This window comes from Pseudomonas sp. G5001, from assembly GCF_013385475.1.
Taxonomy (GTDB): Bacteria; Pseudomonadota; Gammaproteobacteria; order Pseudomonadales; family Pseudomonadaceae; genus Aquipseudomonas.
Genome location: NZ_JACAPZ010000005.1, coordinates 680,259 through 697,016, shown reverse-complemented (window position 1 = coordinate 697,016; position 16,758 = coordinate 680,259). Strand labels below are relative to the sequence as shown.

The window sequence follows — 16,758 nt, the reverse complement described above, 5'->3', positions numbered from 1 at the left end:
AATCAGGCTGGAGGCGCCGCGTATACCGCGAGACGGTTCAGGAAATATGGGGCTTAAACGGCAATGCCCTTGCGGCATTGCAGCTGTGCAGTGCGCACCCGGGAGAAGGTACGGGCCAGACGCAGGAGCATTTCGTCGACGTTGCTTTTGCTCAATGTGAGCGCCGGGGTGAAGCGCAGGCAATCGGGTTGCGGCGCGCTCAGGATCAGGCCTTCACTGAGCGCGGCGTTTACCACCGCATCTGCCGAATCCTCCGACAGAGTCAGTCCCCACATCAGGCCCTGGCCGCGCAGTTCACCCTGGTCATAGCGATGCGCCAGGCGGGCAAGCCCTTCGCCCAGATAAGCGCCAACCTCGCAAACGTGCTCCAGAAATTCGTGAGTCAGTACGGTATCGAGCACCGCTATACCAGCGGAAGCCATCAGCGCGTTGCCATGGTGGGTGCCTTCCAGCTCACCGATTTCAAAACAACACGCCTTTCCCCGCGCGAGCAACGCCGCCAGTGGCACACCACCACCCAAGCCCTTGCCCAGGCAGATGATGTCGGCACGTACGCCGTAGTGCTGTTCGGCGAGCAACGTGCCGCAACGGCCAGTGCCGGTTTGCACTTCGTCGAGGATCAACAGGATGCCCAGCTCGCGGCACAGGCGTTCGACACCCTTGAGATAGTGCTCGGTCGCGGGAATGACGCCGGCATCGTTCTGGATCGGTTCCAGCATGATTGCCACGGTTTGCGCATCCACCGCCGCGTGCAGCGCCGGCAGGTCGTTGAACGGCACGTGGCTGAAGCCTGGCAACTGGGGCTCAAAACGGTTTTCACTGGCGGCTGCCGAGGCCGACATCGCGGCAAAGCTGCGGCCATGGCAACCGTTGCTCGCGGTGATGATGCGATAGGCGCCGCCACGGTGCAGTTGGCCCCATTTGCGCGCCAGCTTGATAGCCGCTTCGCAGGCTTCGGCGCCGCTGTTGAGCAGGTAGGCCTGGTCGCTGCCGGTGCGATGGCACAGGCGGTCGGCGAGGTTCAGTTGAACGCGGTTGTGCAGGCTGTTACCGGGATTGATCAGCGATTGGGCCTGATCGGCCAGCGCCTTGGTCACTGCCTGTGGGCTATGGCCCAGGCTGTTGGCGCCGCCACCCTGGCTGAAGTCGAGATAGGCGCGGTCTTCGCTGTCCCACAGCCAGGAGCCTTGGCCGCGTACAAACACCTGGGGCGGGCGGGCCACACTGGGCATCAGGCAATCGCTGGAAAGATCGTCTCGCAGAGCCGGGGTCTTCGCCTCGAGGACCAGATCATCCAGGCTGGGGGCGGGGCGACGCAGGTTGAACAGGTTCATGGATGAACCCCTTTGGCAATCGCACCTTGGTCGGTATTACCGATAAACCCATGGCGGAGGTTTTTTGCCTTGCCTATGCAAACACCGTCAACATAAACACTACTCATCGTGCTTTCCGGCCCTGTAAGCCCTGTGAATAGGCGCTAGACTAGGCGCCTTGGGGGCACTCGGCCATTTCGATTTTCCAGCATTTTCGATAAGCATTACTTATGGATTTCAAGCAACTGCGTTATTTCGTCGCGGTGTACGAAGAAGGCCATGTGGGGCGGGCAGCGGAGCGCCTGTCGATCTCCCAGCCAGCGTTGTCGCAGCAGATTCGCCAGCTCGAGCAAAACCTTGATGTGAGCCTGTTCGAACGTAGCAGCAAGCGCCTGCTGCCGACCCTCGCCGCCCACACTTTGTATAACCACGCCCTGCCCTTGCTCGACGGTATGCAGCATGCGGTGGAAGCGCTGCGTAACTTCAAGGGCCAGGCACTGCGCACCTTGGCGATCGGCGTGCTGCAAACCGTGCACACCAGCCTGGTGCCGCAGATGCTCGAACGGGTGCGCAAGGCCCAGCCGCATCTGGTCGTACAGATCTACGAGCTGACCGGGATGGAAATCGAACGCCGGCTGCTCAACGGCTCGCTGGATATCGGCATCAGCTACCTGCCGCCACGCCAGCCGGGGCTGCACGGCGTGCTGCTGTATGAAGATGAACTGAAGGTGGTCATCCCGGCTGATCACCCGCTGCGGGAATTCAAGAAAGTCTCCCTGAAGCAAGCCGCCGAGTTACCCATGTTGCTGCTGGGGGAAGAGTTTCAGGTGCGCCAGATATGGCAAGGTCAATTGGCCAACCTGGGCCGACGCCCGCAAGTGCAGGCCGAGTTGAATACGATGGCGGGGATTCTCGACAGCCTGCCCCATACCAAGCTGGCGACGGTGCTTCCCGGACGCTCCCAGGATGAACACAACAGCAAGGCGTTGCTGTGGAAACCCTTGAGCGAACCACGGGTGCCGTTGAAAGTGGGGTTGGTGTGCCGGGATGTGCAGCGCCAGCAGGCGACGCTGGAATTGTTGCGCACGCTGCTGGAAGACGTGATGAACGCGCCCGCCTGACTTTTTCGCAGGCAAAAGAAAACCCCGCCGAAGCGGGGCTTTGCAGACTGTTTCCCTGACATCCATTTCACTCCGCCTTCCTGGCAGAATCCTACGTGTCCGTGTTGTTGCTTTGCGCTTCCTGCGCGACGTCCATGTGAAGTAGATTATCCGTGGATCCAATTTGGCGATAGAGGACGAATAGCAGCACGTCATGTAAGAGAATGCTTACACGCCCTCCAAGCCCTTAGAACAGTGCTTCATCCAGCAAAAACAGCGATTCGCTACCGGCTTTTACCGAGGCGCTGAGGGACGCGATCCGCGGCAGCAAGCGCGCAAAGTAGAAACGCGCGGTGCCCAGCTTGCTCGCGTAGAAGTCTTCCTGAGCCTCTTTACCCAGAGCCGCCTTGGCCATCAGGGCCCACATGTAGGCATAAGCCATGTAGCCGAACGCGTGCAGGTATTCCACGGATGCCGCGCCGATTTCATTCGGGTTGGATTTGGCGCGGTCCAGCAGCCAGGCGGTCAGTTCGTCCAGGTCATCCACGGCCGCGTCCAGCGGCTTGGTGAATTCGGCCAGTTCGGCGCCGGCAGTGGCGGTGAAATGGCGGATCTCATCAGCGAACAGCTTGTAGAACGCCCCACCGCTGCCGACGATCTTGCGTCCCACCAGGTCCAGGGCCTGAATGCCGTTGGTGCCTTCGTAGATCTGGGTGATGCGCACATCACGCACCAGTTGCTCCTGGCCCCATTCGCGAATGTAGCCGTGGCCGCCGAAAATCTGCTGGCCGTGCACGGTGGTTTCCAGGCCCAGGTCGGTCAGGAACGCCTTGGCAACCGGAGTCAGCAGAGCAACCAGATCGTCCGCGCGTTTGCGGGCGGTGGCGTCTTCGCTGAACTTGGCGGTGTCGAGCTGCATCGCCACATAGGTGGAGAACGCACGGCCACCTTCGTTCGAGGCTTTCATGGTCAGCAGCATGCGCCGCACGTCCGGGTGGACGATGATTGGGTCAGCGACCTTGTCCTTGGCTTTCGGACCGGTTGGCGAACGGCTTTGCAGGCGGTCGCGCGCATATTCGATAGCGTTCTGATAAGAGCGCTCACCGGAGGCCAGGCCCTGGATGCCCACACCCAGGCGCTCGTAGTTCATCATGGTGAACATCGCGGCCAGGCCACGGTTCGGCTCGCCCACGAGGTAGCCCACGGCTTCGTCGAAGTTCATCACGCAGGTCGCAGACGCCTGGATGCCCATCTTGTGTTCGATGGAGCCGCAGGTCACCGGATTGCGCGCCCCCAGGCTGCCGTCGGCATTGACCATGAACTTGGGCACCAGGAACAGCGAAATACCCTTGGGACCCGCCGGTGCGTCCGGCAGCTTGGCCAGCACCAGGTGGATGATGTTCTCGGTGAGGTCGTGCTCGCCACCGGTGATGAAGATCTTGGTGCCGCTGACCTTGTAGGAACCGTCTGCCTGAGGCTCGGCCTTGGTCCGAATTATCCCAAGGTCAGTGCCGGCATGAGGTTCGGTCAGGCACATGGAACCGGCCCACACGCCGGAGTACATATTCGGCAGATAAGTGGCCTTGAGCTCTTCACTGGCGTGGGTGTTGATCGACACGCAGGCGCCGGAGGTCAGCATCGGGTAGAGGCCGAAGGCCAGGCCCGAGGAGTTGATCATCTCTTCTACCTGGGCCGACACTGCCTTGGGCATGCCCATGCCGCCGTACGCCGGGTCGCCGCCAACACCTACCCAACCGCCTTCAGCGTAGGTTTTGTAGGCGTCCTTGAAGCCAGCCGGGGTGAAGACCGCGCCATTCTCCCAGCGGCAGCCTTCTTCGTCGCCGCCGCGGCTGAGCGGGGCGACGGTCTTGGAGGTGACTTTGCCGGCTTCTTCGAGGATTGCCTCAACGGTCTCGGCGTCGACGGTTTCCGCCAGCGCGGGCAGTTGGGCCCAGAGTTTGGCGACCTCGAAAACTTCGTTGAGGACGAAGCGCATATCGCGCAGCGGCGCTTTGTAGTCAGCCATGGCAAACCTCGTGAGAACTTTAACGTTATTCGGGTGGGGTCGGTTTTACAGACCCCGAGTGTAACCGAACAACTTTTGTGACACATAGGGTCTGCTTGTGACCAACAAGTATTTTACGGTCACTAAAGCGCAAACAGCTCCGCCGGCAGACTCATCAGGCACTCACTGCCCGCCTCCACCGCCGCCCGGTGCGCGGCCGTGCGCGGTAGCAGGCGCTTGAAGTAGAACTCGCAGGTCGCCAGCTTGCCTCGGGCGTAATCGGCATCACCGCTACCGCTGTCCAACTGCTCCTGCGCCACCAGCGCCATGCGCAGCCACAAGTAGGCAAGGATGATGTAGCCGCTGTACATCAGGTAATCCAGGGCTGCAGCGCCGACTTCATCCGGGTTTTTCATGGCTGCCATGCCTACCTTGACCGTCAGCTCACCCCACTGCTGATTCAACTGGTTGAGCTGAGCCACATGGGCCTTGAGTTGCGGATGTTCGGCGTTGGCCGCGCAGAACTTGTGGACGATTTTGGTAAAGCCGCGCAGCAGCTTGCCCTGGCTGCCGAGCACCTTGCGCCCGAGCAAATCCAGGGCCTGGATGCCGTTGGTCCCTTCATAGATCGGCGCAATCCGGCAATCGCGAACCAGTTGCTCCATGCCCCATTCACGAATGAAGCCATGGCCACCGAACACCTGCATGCCGTGGTTGGTCACCTCCAGCCCGGTTTCGGTCATGAACGCCTTGCAGATCGGCGTAAGGAAGGCCAACAGGTCTTCGGCTTCCTGGCGTTGCCCCTCGTCGCCACTCAGGTGTGCGGTATCGAGCAACTGTGCCGAGAAGTAGGTCAATGCGCGGTTGCCTTCATTGAAGGCTTTCATGGTCAGCAACATGCGCCGCACATCCGGGTGGACGATGATCGGATCAGCGGCTTTTTCGGGTGCCTTGGCGCCGGTCAGCGAGCGCATCTGCAAGCGGTCGTTGGCGTACTTGATCGCACCCTGGAAGCTCGCTTCCCCCAGGCAAAGGCCCTGCATGCCGGTGCCCAGGCGCGCATGGTTCATCATGGTGAACATGCAGTTGAGGCCCTTGTTCGCCTCACCGATCAGGAAACCCCGGGCGCCATCGAAGTTCAGCACACAGGTGGCCGACGCCTTGATGCCCATCTTGTGCTCGATGGAGCCGCAACTCATCGTGTTGCGCTCGCCCGAGTCGGCATGGAACTTGGGCACGATAAACAGCGAGATTCCCTTGGTGCCGGCCGGCGCATCCGGCAGCTTGGCCAGCACCAGGTGGATGATGTTGTCACTCATGTCATGCTCGCCGGCCGAGATGAAAATCTTGCTGCCGGTGACTGCATAACTGCCGTCGGCCTGCGGTACGGCGCGGGTCTTGATCAGGCCAAGGTCGGTGCCGCAATGGGCTTCAGTCAGGCACATGGTGCCGGTCCACTGGCCCGCGGTGAGTTTGCTCAGGTAGGTGTTTTTCTGCTCTTCAGTGCCGTGGGCACGGATCGCCGACATCGCACCGTGGGTCAGGCCAGGGTACATGCCCCAGGACGTATTGCTGGAGGAGATCATCTCCGCGAGCACCAGGCCCAGGGACATTGGCAAGCCCTGCCCGCCGTAGGCCGGGTCAGCCGCCAAACCGTGCCAGCCGCCTTCCACGTACTGCGCGAAGGCTTCCTTGAAGCCCTTGGGCGTGGTCACCACACCGTTGTCGAAATGGCAGCCTTCTTCATCGCCGGAGCGGTTCAACGGCGCCAGGACGTTTTCGCAGAACTTCGCACCTTCCTCGAGGATCGCGCCGACCATGTCCGGGCTGGCATCGCTTGCACCCAGCGCGGCGTAGTGGCCGTGGAAGTCAAAGACGTGATCGATCAGAAAGCGCATGTCGCGCAGGGGAGCTTTATAGTCAGGCATGGCAATGTCTCCGGCAGCAGATGCCTTCAACCTACTGCCCCACGGCCCACCGGACAATCACTGTAGGGCCGCTGAATACACCACCATCACTCAACCGGCAGCGCTGTCCATGCGGACCGCGCCGCGGCGGGTCTGCCCCGCAGCGACCACGCAGTTACGCCCCGCGCCCTTGGCGTTGTACAGCGCCTGGTCGGCGGATTTGAGCACTTCTTCAGGGCTGCGCTGCTCGGCCTGGCGTTCGGCCACACCGATGCTGACGGTCACCGACACGCTGGAAGCGCCATTGCCCACACGACGCTGGCGCCCCTGCTGGTCGTCGTGGGGACGGTCCGGGTTACGCAGTTTGATGTCGTAGTTGGCGATGATTTCACGGATCTCTTCCAGGTGCGGCAGGCATTCATCCAGGGTCTTGCCGGCGAATACCACGGCAAATTCCTCACCGCCATAGCGGTAGGCCCGGCCGCCGCCGTTGACCTTGGACAACTTGCTGGCCACCAGGCGCAGTACCTGGTCGCCCACGTCGTGGCCATGGGTATCGTTGAAACGCTTGAAGTGATCGACGTCGCCCATGGCCAGCACATAATTGCGCCCCAGGCGCTGCATGCGCTCATTGAGCGCGCGGCGGCCCGGCAACCCGGTCAGCTCGTCACGGAAGGCCATTTGATAAGCCTCGTGGGCCACCCCGGCAGCAATCATCAGCATCACCTGGCTGCACATGATGTTCAGGGTGAACGGCAGGATGAACGTCTGCGGCAACATCCAGAACAACCCCAGCAACCCTACCAGCTGCGCGGCGTGCAGCGGTCTTGGTTGATACCAGTACTGCGCGGCCAGGGTCACAAAACCAATCAGGAACATCGGATAGGACAGCTGGATCAGGCTCATCCAGCGGCCATGCAAGGCGGGCCAGCGAATTTCAGCCAACCAGCTCAACAAGGCATGGGGAAAACTTTGTTCAAGGGCAAGCGCCACGCTGCCTACCGCAAACAGCACCGCGCAGCGTGCGACGAAGTCACGAAACAGGTGGGTTTTTTCTTGCCAGACCGCGTAGATGCCGAACAGCAACGGTAACAACAGGCAACACAGATGGAAGACCACGGCCGCGTCGTCCCGCACGCGACCGTTATCGCGGTAGTAATCGGTCTGGGTATCCAGCAGGAAATAGACCACATACACCGTGATCATCAGGAACAGCTCTCGCTGGCGCCGGTAGACCGCGCAGTACGAGCCGCCCAGCAGCAGCACGAGGGTCGGCAGCACATTGAACAGTGAAGTGAAGAACACATTGAGATCCTTCACATACGCAGCCGAGAGCCCCGCCAGCAGTAAAAGCAGTGAAGGTAAAAAATGACTGAAACGTACAGCAGACGCGCGCGACAAGGGTAAAGCTCCGACCCACAAAAAAGATGGCACAGTGCCTTCACTGATCACAGTTAAGCACATTCAATGTGATGCGTATCACATTGCCATCACTGTAACGGCCGCTCGGAGCAATCCCTGAGTGCGGTACTGTGGTTTTTTATCGCGCAAAAAAAACCGCCGCTCCCGAAGGAGCGGCGGCTTTTGAAGCGAACTGGCCGAGGCTTAGTAGCCCAGGTCGAAGTTCTCTTCTTTCATGTCCATCAGGTTGTTGGCGCCCGACAGCATGGTTGCAACGTGGGTGCGGGTACGCGGCAGGATGCGCTGGAAGTAGAAACGCGCAGTCTGCAGCTTGGCGGTGTAGAAGCCTTCTTCGCTGGTGCCGGCAGCCAGTTTCTCGGCGGCCAGGCGGGCCATGTCGGCCCAGAAGTAAGCCAGGCAGGCATAACCGGAGTACATCAGGTAATCCACCGAAGCGGCACCGACTTCTTCGCGGTCTTTCATGGCCGCCATGCCGACCTTCATGGTCAACTCGCCCCACTCTTTGTTCAGTGCCGCCAGCGGTGCAACGAATTCCTGTACGGCTTCGTTGCCTTCGTTGGCCTGGCAGAACTTGTGGACGATCTTGGTGAAGCCCTTCAGCGCTTCGCCTTGGGTCATCAGCACTTTACGGCCCAGCAGGTCGAGGGCCTGGATGCCGGTGGTGCCTTCGTACAGCATCGAAATGCGGCTGTCGCGAACGTTCTGCTCCATGCCCCACTCGGCGATGAAGCCGTGGCCGCCGTAGATTTGCACGCCGTGGTTGGCGGCTTCAAAACCGACTTCGGTCATGAACGCCTTGGCAATCGGGGTCATGAAGGCCAGCAGTGCGTCAGCCTGTTTCTTGGCTTCGTCGTCAGTGCCGTACTTGACCACGTCAACCTGCTTGGCGGTGAAGTACACCATCGCGCGGTTGCCTTCGGCGAAGGCTTTCATGGTCAGCAGCATGCGGCGCACGTCAGGGTGCACGATGATCGGGTCGGCGGCCTTGTCTGGCGCTTTCGGGCCAGTCAGGGAGCGCATTTGCAGGCGGTCGCGAGCGTATTTGAGGCCGCCCTGGAAGCCGATTTCAGCGTGGGACAGGCCTTGCAGCGCGGTGCCCAGGCGAGCGGTGTTCATAAAGGTGAACATGCAGTTCAGGCCTTTGTTCGCCGGGCCGATCAGGAAACCGGTGGCCGCGTCGAAGTTCATCACGCAGGTGGCGTTGCCGTGGATACCCATCTTGTGTTCCAGGGAACCACAGGACACCGCGTTGCGTTCGCCAATCGAACCGTCGGCGTTCGGTACGAACTTGGGAACGATGAACAGCGAAATGCCCTTGGTGCCAGCCGGTGCGTCCGGCAGGCGAGCCAGCACGATGTGGACGATGTTGTCGGCCATGTCGTGTTCGCCGGCCGAGATGAAGATCTTGGTACCGGAAACCTTGTAGGAACCATCAGCCTGAGGCTCGGCCTTGGTGCGCAGCATGCCCAGGTCGGTGCCGCAGTGCGGTTCGGTCAGGCACATGGTGCCGGTCCACTCGCCCGACACCAATTTGGTCAGGTAAGCCTCTTGCTGCTCGGGAGTGCCGTGCTCGGAAATGGTGTTCATCGCGCCATGGGACAGGCCCGGGTACATGCCCCACGACCAGTTGGCTTCGCCGACCATTTCGCTGACCGCCAGACCCAGGGATTCCGGCAGGCCCTGGCCACCGTGCGCCACGTCGTGGGCCAGGCTTGGCCAGCCGCCTTCAACGAACTGTTTGTAGGCTTCTTTGAAACCGGTAGGGGTCTTAACGCCTGACTCGCTCCAGGTGCAACCTTCGATATCACCCACGCGGTTCAGCGGTGCCAGTACCTGCTCACAGAACTTGGCGCCTTCTTCGAGAATGGCGTCAACCATGTCCGGGGTAGCGTCCTGGCAAGCCGGCAGGCTCTGATAGTGCGCTTCATAGCCAAGCAGTTCGTCACGAACGAAGCGAATATCACGCAAGGGGGCCTTGTAGTCAGGCATAGCGATAAACCTCTGCTGATGTATCTGGGATGAACAACCGCATGGATGTGTTGTGGCGGTCAAACAGTTGTTTGAAACATACGTTTACGACCAATCCTTGTCAAGCGTCGCGCAAACGCCGTTTGTCATGACGCAGGTCAACGTCAGGCACGGCAAGGCCTGCAGCGAAATGCCGCATGACGATTCAGGAGGAAAAAGATTATTGAGCGGTGAAGATCAATGTGGGAGCTGGCTTGCCTGCGATGCGGGCGCCGCGGTGTATCAGGAGGATCGAGGTGACGCTATCGCAGGCAAGCCAGCTCCCACAGAGAAGCCAGCTCACACGATAAGAGGGGGGGTTATGCGTAAGTATCGATCAAGGTGCCGAGCATTTCGTCGGAAGCCTTGGCGACTTTGGCGCCCAGTTCAACCTGGAACTTGCCTTGGGCCATCTCGACCATGTTGCTCGCCGAGTTGCTGGCCTGATTGGCGTCTACCGAACGCAAACGATCATTTTGCGCGTCCGAAGGCTGGGAAGTGGCGGCGCTGGCAATCTTGCCGGCGGCCTGGTCGACACGGTTCTGCCCGGTCTGAATCGCGCTCAGTCCCGAGTAAAACGCACTGCTACCAGAGATTTCCATGGCGTGAACCTGCCTATAAGAGAATCGTGAACTGTTATTGAAGCAGACCTACCGGCAAAACGCCCGTCAAAAACACTAATGGCATAATGCCTTCGCGATAGGCAAAACTAGTCAAGCAGGTCCAGTTGCAAGTACGCGGCGACCGCTTCGGCGCTGGGATGCTTGAGCTTGGGCACCCTTCCCAGGCATGGCGCGGGGAGTCGTTCAGCCAGGGTCGCGAGGTTTTCTTCCAGACGAGAGGTCTTGGGGTCGATGATATTGGCCACCCAGCCCGCCAGCGGCAACCCGTCCCGGGCGATGGCTTCTGCGGTCAACAACGCGTGGCTGATACACCCCAACCGCACACCCACCACCAGGATCACCGGCAGCTTCAGCGCCTGGGCCAGGTCCGACAAATTGTCCTGGTCCGCCAATGGCACACGCCAGCCGCCCGCACCTTCGATCAAGGTGAAGTCCGCCTGTTTGGCGAGAACGTGCTGCATGGGTTTCAACAACGACTGCACCGTCAGCGCCACGCCGGCTTCACGGGCCGCCAGATGCGGCGCGATGGCCGGCTCGAAGGCCACCGGGTTGACCTCGGCATAACTCAACGGCAACGAACACTCGGCCAGCAACGCCAGGGCGTCCGAATTGCGCAGGCCCTTGGGCGTCAGCTGGCACCCAGAGGCTACCGGCTTGCCCGCCGCCGTACTTTTGCCGGCTTGCCGCGCGGCATGCAGCAGGCCAGCAGCGACGGTGGTCTTGCCGACGTCGGTGTCGGTCCCCGTGATGAAGTAAGCGGCATTCATAGAGGTTTCTCCAGGACGGCGTACACCACTTGATAAGTTGCCGGCAGGCCCTGGGCCTGGCGGAACTGCTCGTAGGCTTGCACCAGTGCAACAATCCGCGCCCGGCCCGTCAACCCTCCTGGGCGCCCCGGGTTCAGATTGTGCGCACCCAACGCTTTCAGTTCATGGGTCAGGCTGCGCACGTCGGGGTAATGCAACACGTGGGGACACTGCTCCAGGCTGCGCACCCGCAAACCACTGGCTGCGCACAGTTGCTCATAAGCACTGAACGGCCGGAAGCGGTTCACATGAACCATGCCATCCGCTGCGCGCCAGCTTTCGCGCAACTCATCCAGCGTACCCACGCAGAGGCTGGCAAACGCCAGCACGCCGCCGGGCTGCAATACGCGCTGCGCTTCGCTGAGCACTGCGGCGAAATCCGAACACCACTGCACTGCCAAACTGGAGTAGATCAGCCCGCAACTGGCGTCCTGCAAGGGCAAGCGCTCGGCATCGCCAGCGATGAAATGTTGTGCACCGCCCAGCGGCCGGGCGTGTTTGAGCATGCCCTCGGCGATATCCAGGGCCAAACCCTGGCTACCCGCAAATGACTGGCCCAGCACACGACTGAAATAGCCCGTGCCACTGCCCAGGTCCAGCCAGCGTTGTGGAGAAAGACCTTCGGGCAAACGCCGCAACAGCTCGCTGCCCACCGCACGCTGCAACTCGGCAACGCTGTCGTAACTGGCGGCTGCGCGGGAAAAGGAGGCCGCTACCTGGCGCTTGTCTGGCAAGCCGCCAGGCAGCACATGGGACAAATCAGTCATCACCGCACTCATGCAAAAAAGCCTGGATGGCCCCCGCCACACCGTGGGGGTCCTCCAGTAGAAAAGCGTGACCGGCCTGTTCAATCAGGCCGATTTCAACGTCAGGCAACAAGGCGAACAACTCACCGGCCACTTCAGCCGGAACCAGCCCGTCCAGCCCGGCAAACAGATGCAACTGCGGCCCTTGAAAGTCGACCAACGCCTGACGGGTGTCCAATCGGCCCAACAGCTCCAGACCACTGAGCAAGGTCTGCGCGGAGGTTTTAGGGGCACCCGCCAGCAATAGCCGAGCAAGTGATCGGGGATCGCTGGAGCCCCGGGCGCAAAGCAGACTGAAGCGTTTTAACGTCGCAACCGGATCAAGGCGGCAACCGTCAAGAAACGCAATAAAATCCTCTTCGTGCATGCCATGGTCCCAGCGGGACCAGGCCACGAAGCTTGCGTTGCTGGCAAAGGTGAGCAAACCGCAACAATGATCACCGCGCCGGGCGGCCAACTCGGCAGCAAGCATGCCGCCGAGGGACCAACCACCCAGCCAGACGTCTTGGGGCAAGGTCGAATCCAGCTCATCGAGCCACTCTTGAAGGTCGTCCGACTCCACGTCCGGCAACGGTTCGATCTGCACCTGCAAGTGTTCATCCAGCCCCTGCAACGCCGCCGCCAGCGGTTCCAGCGGCGAAACGCCGAGGCCCCAGCCAGGCAGCAATATCAGTCGATCACGCATGGTCGGGCTCCTGGCCTAACAAGCGGAAACACTCTTCCAATGCGCTTAACAATAGCTGCACCTGGGCGTTGCTGTGGGCCGCCGTCAGGGTCACCCGCAGGCGAGCGCTACCGGCAGGCACGGTCGGTGGCCGAATCGCCGTCACCATCAGCCCGCGCTCGCGCAGCATCTGCGACAAACGCACCGCGCGGGCACTGTCGCCAATCATGATCGGCTGGATCGGCGTGAAACTGTCCATCAGTTCCAGGCCAATCTGCTCGGCGCCCTGGCGGAACTGGCGGATCAGCCCATTGAGATGCTCACGGCGCCAATGCTCGGTGCGCAGCAATTCCAGGCTTTTCAGCGTGGCGCAGGCCAATGCCGGCGGTTGGCTGGTGGTGTAGATATACGGGCGGGCGAACTGGATCAGGCTTTCGATCAGCTCTTCGCTGCCCGCGACAAACGCGCCGGCAGTACCGAAGGCTTTGCCCAGAGTGCCCACCAACACCGGAACGTCTTCCTGGCTCAAGCCAAAATGCTCGACGATCCCGCCACCGTTGGCGCCCAAAGGCCCGAAGCCATGGGCGTCATCCACCATCAACCATGCGCCCTTGGCCCGGGTTTCACGGGCCAGTGAGGGCAGATCCGCCAGGTCGCCGTCCATGCTGAACACGCCGTCGGTCACCACCAGCGTATTGCCGGTGGCTTTCTCCAGGCGCTTGGCCAGGCTTTCAGCATCGTTGTGCAGGTAACGATTGAAGCGCGCACCCGAGAGCAAACCGGCATCCAGCAACGAGGCGTGGTTAAGGCGGTCTTCCAGCACCGTATCGCCCTGCCCCACCAGCGCGGTGACGGCGCCAAGGTTGGCCATGTAACCGGTGGTGAACAGCAGCGCCCGCGGGCGACCGGTGAGGTCGGCCAGGGCCTCTTCCAGTTCATGGTGCGGCGTGCTGTGGCCGATCACCAGATGCGAAGCGCCGCCACCCACGCCCCAGCGAGCCGCGCCCGCGCGCCAGGCTTCAATCACTTGCGGGTGATTGGCCAGGCCCAGGTAATCGTTGTTGCAGAACGCCAGCAACGGCTGGCCGTCGACCACCACGTCAGGGCCTTGCGGGCTCTGCAGCAGTGGACGTTGGCGATACAGGTGTTCGGCACGACGAGCCGCAAGACGCGCGGCGAGATCGAAAGACATGAGACCTCGGTAGATCAGGGTGAACGCGGTCAAAAATGTGGGAGCGGGCTTGCTCGCGAAAGCAGTGGATCAGTCAGCTTATGTATTGGCTGACACACCGCCTTCGCGAACAAGCCCGCTCCCACATTTGGATGGCATTCCAAAGTGGACTTATCAAACAGCCGCGTTGTAAAACTGCTCGCTGCTCTTCTGCTCCACCAGCGCCTGCTCGATCGCCGCCTGGTGCACTTCATCGGCGTGCTCTTCACGAGCTTCCGGCAAGATGCCCAGGCGCGAGAACAGTTGCATGTCCTTGTCCGCCTGCGGGTTGGCAGTGGTCAGCAGCTTGTCGCCGTAGAAAATCGAGTTGGCGCCAGCAAAGAATGCCAGGGCCTGCATCTGCTCGTTCATCGCCTCACGCCCGGCCGACAGCCGCACATGGGACTGCGGCATCAGGATGCGCGCCACCGCCAGCATGCGGATGAAGTCGAACGGGTCGATGTCGTCGGCGTTTTCCAGCGGCGTGCCGGCAACTTTCACCAGCATGTTGATCGGCACCGATTCCGGATGCTCCGGCAGGTTGGCCAACTGGATCAGCAGGTTGGCGCGGTCGTCCAGGGACTCGCCCATGCCGAGGATGCCGCCGGAGCAGATCTTCATCCCCGAATCACGCACGTACGCCAGGGTTTGCAAGCGCTCGCCGTAGGTGCGGGTGGTGATGATCGAACCGTAGAACTCCGGCGACGTGTCGAGGTTGTGGTTGTAGTAATCGAGGCCGGCCTGGGCCAGGGCTTCGGTCTGGTCCTGGTCGAGACGGCCGAGGGTCATGCAGGTTTCCAGGCCCATGGCTTTCACGCCTTTGACCATCTCCAGCACGTAGGGCATGTCTTTGGCCGACGGATGCTTCCAGGCGGCGCCCATGCAGAAACGGGTCGAACCGATGGCCTTGGCGCGAGCGGCCTCTTCGAGGACCTTCTGCACTTCCATCAGCTTCTCTTTTTCCAGGCCCGTGTTGTAGTGGCCCGACTGCGGACAATATTTGCAATCTTCCGGGCAGGCGCCGGTCTTGATCGACAGCAGCGTGGAAACCTGGACGCGGTTGGCGTCGAAATGCGCGCGGTGCACGGTCTGCGCCTGGAACAACAGGTCGTTGAAGGGCTGTACGAACAGCGCTTTGACTTCGGCTAAAGACCAATCGTGACGCAGGTTGGCAGTGATGCTGGCGCTCATGGGCGATTCCTTGATTATGCTTTGGCAAGCCCTGTGGGAGTAATACCCACAGGTACGACACGGATGCTCGGCATATTTAAGGAAGATTCATGCACTGTCAACTTGAGAACAAACACGAGGTTTACATCTGGTTAAAAAGCAACCAAGCCTGTTTAATCTGCGATGAAAGCAGCGGAACGGCCGATCCTGTCTGCGGCGCCTGCGAAACCGAGCTGCCCTGGCTGATGGAACATTGCGAGGTGTGCGCACTGCCGTTGCCGGCGACGGGCCTGGTGTGCGGCCAGTGCTTGAAGCAACCTCAGGCGTTCAAGCAGGTCGTCGCGCCGTGGACCTACAGCTTCCCCATCGACAGCCTGATCAGCCGTTTCAAGCATCAGGCCCGCTGGCCGCTGGGGCACCTGCTTGCGCACCTGTTGGGACAATTCCTGCAACACCGCTATGAAGATGCCGCGCTGGCTCGCCCCGACTGCCTGCTGCCCGTGCCCCTGGCCCGCAAACGCCTGCGGGAACGGGGGTTCAACCAGGCGGCGATGCTCGCCCGCTGGCTGAGTGAGGACCTGAACATCCCCTGGGATGAGCACCTGCTGTCACGGCCGCGTGAAACCGTGGCGCAGCAAGACCTCGACGCCAGGACCCGCAAGCGCAACCTGCACCAGGCCTTCGCCCGGGCCGACGGCGCGCAAGTCAAAGGCCGGCACTTGGCGCTGATCGACGACGTACTGACCACCGGCGCCACCGCCAGCAGTCTCGCCCGCCTGTTGATGGATGCCGGCGCCCGACAGGTGGATGTGTATTGCCTGGCACGGACGCCCAAGCCCGGCACATGACTTGACTCGCGGGCGCCCTGCCCGCAACGTCTGCCCATTCCATCGAAGCGTGTAACCATGTCCCTGCCAACCCTCTTGAGCCAACACATCGTCCGTCGCCCGCAGCGCATTGCACTGCTGCAACATATTGCCGAACAAGGCTCCATCACCCGCGCCGCAAAGAGTGCGGGGCTGAGCTACAAGGCGGCCTGGGACGCCATCGACGAACTGAACAACCTGGCGCAAAAGCCCCTGGTGGAACGCAGCGTCGGCGGCAAGGGCGGTGGCGGCGCCAGGTTGACGGCCGAGGGTGAGCGGGTATTACGCCTTTACCAACGCCTGCAGGTACTGCAAGCCCAGGTGCTGGATTGCGCCGAAGACGCCAGCGACTTCAACCTGCTGGGCCGCCTGATGCTGCGCACCAGCGCACGTAACCAGTTGCACGGCCGGGTGATCGCCATCGACAACCACGGCCGCAATGACCTGATTCGCCTGGAGCTGGCAGCCGGGCTGCGCCTGGATGCGCAGATCACCCACGACAGCACCTTGCGCCTGGAGCTGGAGATCGGCACCGAAGTCGTCGCCCTGATCAAGGCCGGCTGGCTTGAAGTACTGGCCGTCATGCAGGCAGCAACACCTGGACACAATTGCCTGGAAGGAAAAATCGACGCCATTCTCGATGCCGAAGACGGCCCCAGCGAGGTGCGGATCACCTTGCCCAACGGCCAGGTTCTCTGCGCCCTGGCCCGGCCCGACGCGCTTGCACAGATTAATGCCGCCGAAGGCCGGCAGGTGAAGGTGCAGTTCTCCCCCAGCAACGTGCTGCTGGGCACTCCGGTGTAGTGCTTCAAACTGCAACAATTTCGTCACGACTGCTCCCTAAGGTGGCTGCAAAAAC

14 protein-coding genes are annotated in these 16,758 nt (G+C 61.5%); 3 read left to right on the top strand and 11 right to left on the bottom strand.

The genetic code is table 11. The annotated features are described in order from the left end of the window. Positions 1–53: 53 nt before the first annotated feature. A complete protein-coding gene (locus HX805_RS04590) occupies positions 54–1,334 on the bottom strand; it encodes an aspartate aminotransferase family protein (protein WP_177116644.1) in 1,281 nt (426 codons plus the stop codon). A 209-nt stretch (positions 1,335–1,543) separates the two neighbouring features. On the opposite strand from HX805_RS04590, the gene HX805_RS04585 reads away from it, so the two are divergent. Beyond that, on the top strand, positions 1,544–2,434 hold the full coding sequence (locus HX805_RS04585) for a LysR family transcriptional regulator (protein ID WP_003211052.1): 891 nt from the start codon (positions 1,544–1,546) through the stop codon (positions 2,432–2,434). A gap of 226 nt (positions 2,435–2,660) precedes the next feature. On the opposite strand, the gene HX805_RS04580 is transcribed toward HX805_RS04585, so the two are convergent. The 10 genes from HX805_RS04580 to bioB form a co-directional block, all read right to left on the bottom strand. Next, positions 2,661–4,439, bottom strand: coding sequence for an acyl-CoA dehydrogenase C-terminal domain-containing protein (locus tag HX805_RS04580; protein ID WP_177116643.1), 1,779 nt, complete (start codon positions 4,437–4,439; stop codon positions 2,661–2,663). Positions 4,440–4,561: 122 nt separating this feature from the next. After that, positions 4,562–6,346, bottom strand: coding sequence for an acyl-CoA dehydrogenase C-terminal domain-containing protein (locus HX805_RS04575; RefSeq protein WP_087694737.1), 1,785 nt, complete (start codon positions 6,344–6,346; stop codon positions 4,562–4,564). A 90-nt stretch (positions 6,347–6,436) separates the two neighbouring features. Then, on the bottom strand, positions 6,437–7,726 hold the full coding sequence (locus HX805_RS04570) for a diguanylate cyclase (protein ID WP_023659318.1): 1,290 nt from the start codon (positions 7,724–7,726) through the stop codon (positions 6,437–6,439). A 204-nt stretch (positions 7,727–7,930) separates the two neighbouring features. Further along, a complete protein-coding gene (locus HX805_RS04565) occupies positions 7,931–9,736 on the bottom strand; it encodes a phenylacyl-CoA dehydrogenase (RefSeq protein WP_087694738.1) in 1,806 nt (601 codons plus the stop codon). Between the two features lie 338 nt (positions 9,737–10,074). Continuing rightward, positions 10,075–10,356, bottom strand: coding sequence for a hypothetical protein (locus HX805_RS04560; protein ID WP_008434375.1), 282 nt, complete (start codon positions 10,354–10,356; stop codon positions 10,075–10,077). Between the two features lie 107 nt (positions 10,357–10,463). Beyond that, on the bottom strand, positions 10,464–11,144 hold the full coding sequence (gene bioD / locus HX805_RS04555) for a dethiobiotin synthase (RefSeq protein ID WP_008434374.1): 681 nt from the start codon (positions 11,142–11,144) through the stop codon (positions 10,464–10,466). Further along, positions 11,141–11,950 (bottom strand): malonyl-ACP O-methyltransferase BioC, encoded by an 810-nt coding sequence (bioC, locus tag HX805_RS04550; RefSeq protein ID WP_087694740.1) that lies wholly within the window; start codon positions 11,948–11,950, stop codon positions 11,141–11,143. The genes bioD and bioC overlap by 4 nt, the downstream gene beginning before the upstream one ends. Beyond that, entirely contained in the window at positions 11,943–12,674 is a 732-nt protein-coding gene (locus HX805_RS04545; protein ID WP_177116642.1) for an alpha/beta fold hydrolase, read from the bottom strand. The genes bioC and HX805_RS04545 overlap by 8 nt, the downstream gene beginning before the upstream one ends. Next, the gene (bioF, locus tag HX805_RS04540) at positions 12,667–13,845 is read right to left on the bottom strand and encodes an 8-amino-7-oxononanoate synthase (protein WP_087694742.1); all 1,179 of its coding nucleotides are present in this window, start codon (positions 13,843–13,845) and stop codon (positions 12,667–12,669) included. The genes HX805_RS04545 and bioF overlap by 8 nt, the downstream gene beginning before the upstream one ends. A gap of 153 nt (positions 13,846–13,998) precedes the next feature. Next, positions 13,999–15,054: a biotin synthase BioB gene (gene bioB, locus HX805_RS04535; protein WP_003211072.1), complete on the bottom strand. Its 1,056-nt coding sequence runs from the start codon at positions 15,052–15,054 to the stop codon at positions 13,999–14,001. 89 nt (positions 15,055–15,143) lie between these two features. Between bioB and HX805_RS04530 the strand changes: the two genes are divergently transcribed. Both HX805_RS04530 and HX805_RS04525 read left to right on the top strand, forming a co-directional pair. Continuing rightward, complete coding sequence (locus tag HX805_RS04530) at positions 15,144–15,881, top strand: ComF family protein (protein WP_177116641.1); 738 nt, start codon at positions 15,144–15,146, stop codon at positions 15,879–15,881. 57 nt (positions 15,882–15,938) lie between these two features. Continuing rightward, positions 15,939–16,703, top strand: a complete 765-nt coding sequence (locus HX805_RS04525; protein WP_177116640.1) for a TOBE domain-containing protein — start codon at positions 15,939–15,941, stop codon at positions 16,701–16,703. The last annotated feature ends 55 nt before the right edge of the window (positions 16,704–16,758 follow it).

Bases quoted from the DNA above. Each gene is read 5' to 3' on its own strand.
- bioF (WP_087694742.1), bottom strand. From the start codon at position 13,845: ATGTCTTTCGATCTCGCCGCGCGTCTTGCGGCTCGTCGTGCCGAACAC.
- HX805_RS04525 (WP_177116640.1), top strand. From the start codon at position 15,939: ATGTCCCTGCCAACCCTCTTGAGCCAACACATCGTCCGTCGCCCGCAG.
- HX805_RS04590 (WP_177116644.1), bottom strand. From the start codon at position 1,334: ATGAACCTGTTCAACCTGCGTCGCCCCGCCCCCAGCCTGGATGATCTG.
- bioD (WP_008434374.1), bottom strand. From the start codon at position 11,144: ATGAATGCCGCTTACTTCATCACGGGGACCGACACCGACGTCGGCAAG.
- HX805_RS04585 (WP_003211052.1), top strand. From the start codon at position 1,544: ATGGATTTCAAGCAACTGCGTTATTTCGTCGCGGTGTACGAAGAAGGC.
- HX805_RS04560 (WP_008434375.1), bottom strand. From the start codon at position 10,356: ATGGAAATCTCTGGTAGCAGTGCGTTTTACTCGGGACTGAGCGCGATT.
- HX805_RS04565 (WP_087694738.1), bottom strand. From the start codon at position 9,736: ATGCCTGACTACAAGGCCCCCTTGCGTGATATTCGCTTCGTTCGTGAC.
- bioC (WP_087694740.1), bottom strand. From the start codon at position 11,950: ATGACTGATTTGTCCCATGTGCTGCCTGGCGGCTTGCCAGACAAGCGC.
- HX805_RS04575 (WP_087694737.1), bottom strand. From the start codon at position 6,346: ATGCCTGACTATAAAGCTCCCCTGCGCGACATGCGCTTTCTGATCGAT.
- HX805_RS04530 (WP_177116641.1), top strand. From the start codon at position 15,144: ATGCACTGTCAACTTGAGAACAAACACGAGGTTTACATCTGGTTAAAA.
- bioB (WP_003211072.1), bottom strand. From the start codon at position 15,054: ATGAGCGCCAGCATCACTGCCAACCTGCGTCACGATTGGTCTTTAGCC.
- HX805_RS04580 (WP_177116643.1), bottom strand. From the start codon at position 4,439: ATGGCTGACTACAAAGCGCCGCTGCGCGATATGCGCTTCGTCCTCAAC.
- HX805_RS04545 (WP_177116642.1), bottom strand. From the start codon at position 12,674: ATGCGTGATCGACTGATATTGCTGCCTGGCTGGGGCCTCGGCGTTTCG.